Raw genomic sequence first — 2,737 nt, forward strand, 5'->3', positions numbered from 1 at the left:
CCGACAAGAAAATGCTCAATCGAACAAATGAATTAATCAAGACGGTCATGCGCATCCCGTTTGAAGGAATCGGAAAGCCCGAGCCTCTCAAACATGGTCTTGCAGGGTACTGGTCACGACGAATTAACGAGGAACATCGCCTCGTTTACAAAGTGGACGATGGTTCTTTGTTAATCGCTCAGTGCAGGTACCGTTACTAACCCGGTGCCGGGCAAAGTGCACGGCCAGTTCTTCCGTATGCGCTGATCGACCCGCGATCCTGCAGGGTAGCCGCGAGCAATGTCCGCTGTGCTGGGGCTGGTCGATGCCGCCAGCCTTCCCCGGCTACCGTTTCCCCTCGCCTCGGGCAGCCGCAATGCGCGCCCCGTCCGCCAGCTGGTTGTTCGGATAGCGCACCACCACCTCGCCGGGCGCCAGCCCCGCCAGAATCTGCGCCTCGTCCTGGTTGCGCTGCCCGACCTTCACCGCGCGCTCGCGCGCACGCCCGCCGTCGGCGACGAACACATGCCAGGCGTCGCCGACGCGAAACAGGCTGCTGCCGGCGACCTTGACCGCGCGCTCGTCCGACCAGATCACGACGCGCGCCTCGATCCGGTAGCCGTCGCCCAGCGGCCCGAGGTCGTCGACCGGGGCGGCGATCACGTTGACGCGCTGCTCTTCCACGCCCAGCGCCGACACCTTGGTGAAGGCGACCGGCTCGACCAGGCGCACCTTCGCGCGCAGGGTCCTGCCGCCGCCCCAGCCATCGAGCAGCATCAGGTTGCCGGGCCGGACCTTGACCGCGTCGGTGGACAGCAGGTCGACCACGATTTCGTAGCGCGAGGGATCGCCGATCGTCACCAGCGGCGTGCCGGCGGCGACGGTGCGCGCGCTCTTCTCATGCACCTTCAGCACGTAGCCGTCGACCGGGGAGGCCAGCGGCAGCGTGCGGTCCCTGCCGGCGGCAAGGAGAGCCGCTTCCGCGGCGCGCACATCGGCTTGCGCCGCTTGCTCGCGCGAGCGGGCGGCGGCCCATTCGGCGCGCGCCGCGTTTTCCGCGCTGCTCGCCTTGTCGAGCGCCTGCGGCGACACGAACTTGTCGGCCACCAGCCGCTCGACGCGGATGCGCTCGCCGGTCGCAAAGCGCAGGTCGGTGTCGGCGCGCCGCACGCGCAACCCGGCTTCGCGCGCCAGCGCGCGCGCCGCATCCAGGCGTGCAACCGCTTCCTGCCGCTGGCGCGCGTCCATCGGCAGCGGATCGAGCGTGGCGACCAGCTGGCCGCGCTGCACCCGGTCGCCGTCGTGCAGCTCCACGCGCAGCAGCCCGGCGGCCACCGGCGCGGCCACCACATACTTGTCGTGCGCGCGCACCTGTCCCTGATTGTCGACCGTGACCTGCATCGGCCCCTGCGTGACGGCGGCCAGTTCCACCTGCACCGGTTCGGGCGCGAACAGGAACCAGAGCAGGGCGAACAGCAACGCGGCGGCGGCAGCGGCGGCGAGCCACGTGCGCACGCGCAGGGTGCGGCGTGCGGTGGTTTGGACGGCGGCGGTTTCGATTCGGGAATCCATGGATTACTCGCGTGTTTTCAGGACTTCGATCAGGTCGAGCCGCTGCACCTTGCGCCACACCAGCAGGCCGGAGGCGGCGGCCGAGGCCAGTACCACGGCGATCGAGATCAGGAAGGTGCGGCTGGAAACGACCAGCGGAATGCGGAACAGCTCCTGGCTCAGCAGCACCGACAGCCAGGCCGACAGGCCGTAGCCGAGCGCGCAGCCGAGCGGCAGCGCGGTGATCGTCAGCAGGCTCTGTTCGCCCAGCAGCATGCGGCCGACTTCGTTGCGGGTGAAGCCGAGGATGCGCAGGCTGGCCAGTTCGACCGCATGCTCGGACAGCGCGATGCGCGCCGAGTTGTACACCACGCCCATCGCGATCACGCAGGCGAAGGCGACCAGCACGACGGTGTTGATCTTCATGTTCTCCGCCACGGTCGACAGGAAGCTCTGCAGCGTCGCTTCGCGCAGGGTCACGCTGGCAATCGCGGGCACGCTCTTGAGCGTGCGGTAGAGCTCGGCCTGGCGGCGCGGATCGACCGCGAGAAAGGCGCCGGAGGCGCTGTCGGGCTCCGAGATCAGGCGCGCCAGCGCCGCGCGGTCCATGTAGGAAAAGGTGCCGATCGGTTCGTCCACGATGCGCGCGACGCGCACCTGCACGCTCTGGCGCCGGCCCTGCAGCAGCTCCAGCGTCAGCACGTCGCCGGTGCGCGCGCCCAGGATCCGCGCCAGCGTCTTGGTCAGCACCAACCCTTCCTGCGGCAGCGCGATCGGCCGTTCCCGTTCGTCGAGCACCATGCGCAGTTCGCGCCCCGGCGCCAGGCCGTTGACCGCGGTTTTCTTGCTGCGATGTCCGAAGCGCATCCTGACCAGCACGCTGTCGTACGGCTCGACCCGCAGCACGCCCGGCAGCGACGCGAGGTTGTGGGCGACCGAGACGTCGCGCCGCTCGTTGAAGGCGACCGTCACGTCGTCGCGCTGCGCGGTGCGGAACTGCAGGCGGATGATTTCGTTTAGCGCGTCGAAGGTGTACTGGCCGCTCACCAGCAGCGACACCGCCAGCGCCAGGCCGAGGATGGACAGGCAGGACTTGGCCGGGTTGCGTTCCAGGTTGCGCAGCACCATGCGCAGCGACAGCGGCATGAAGCGCTGCAGCCCGAGCCGCTCCAGCGGGCCGGGCCTGAAGCGCGCCGGGGATTCCGGG

Annotated in this window: 3 protein-coding genes; 1 reads left to right on the forward strand and 2 read right to left on the reverse strand. The window is 69.1% G+C overall.

Annotated elements, in window-relative coordinates; translation table 11 throughout:
• On the forward strand, positions 1-200 hold a 200-nt coding region (locus A6M56_RS19880; protein ID WP_286758364.1), incomplete at its 5' end, for a Txe/YoeB family addiction module toxin.
• Between the two features lie 124 nt (positions 201-324).
• On the opposite strand, the gene A6M56_RS19885 is transcribed toward A6M56_RS19880, so the two are convergent.
• The gene (locus A6M56_RS19885) at positions 325-1,551 is read right to left on the reverse strand and encodes an efflux RND transporter periplasmic adaptor subunit (protein WP_286758365.1); all 1,227 of its coding nucleotides are present in this window, start codon (positions 1,549-1,551) and stop codon (positions 325-327) included.
• Between the two features lie 3 nt (positions 1,552-1,554).
• The coding region (locus A6M56_RS19890; protein WP_286758366.1) for an ABC transporter permease at positions 1,555-2,737 on the reverse strand (1,183 nt) is incomplete at its 5' end.

Source organism: Ralstonia sp. RL, from assembly GCF_001683835.1.
Classification (GTDB): Bacteria; Pseudomonadota; Gammaproteobacteria; order Burkholderiales; family Burkholderiaceae; genus Ralstonia; species Ralstonia mannitolilytica.

Bases quoted from the DNA above. Each gene is read 5' to 3' on its own strand.
- A6M56_RS19885 (WP_286758365.1), bottom strand. From the start codon at position 1,551: ATGGATTCCCGAATCGAAACCGCCGCCGTCCAAACCACCGCACGCCGC.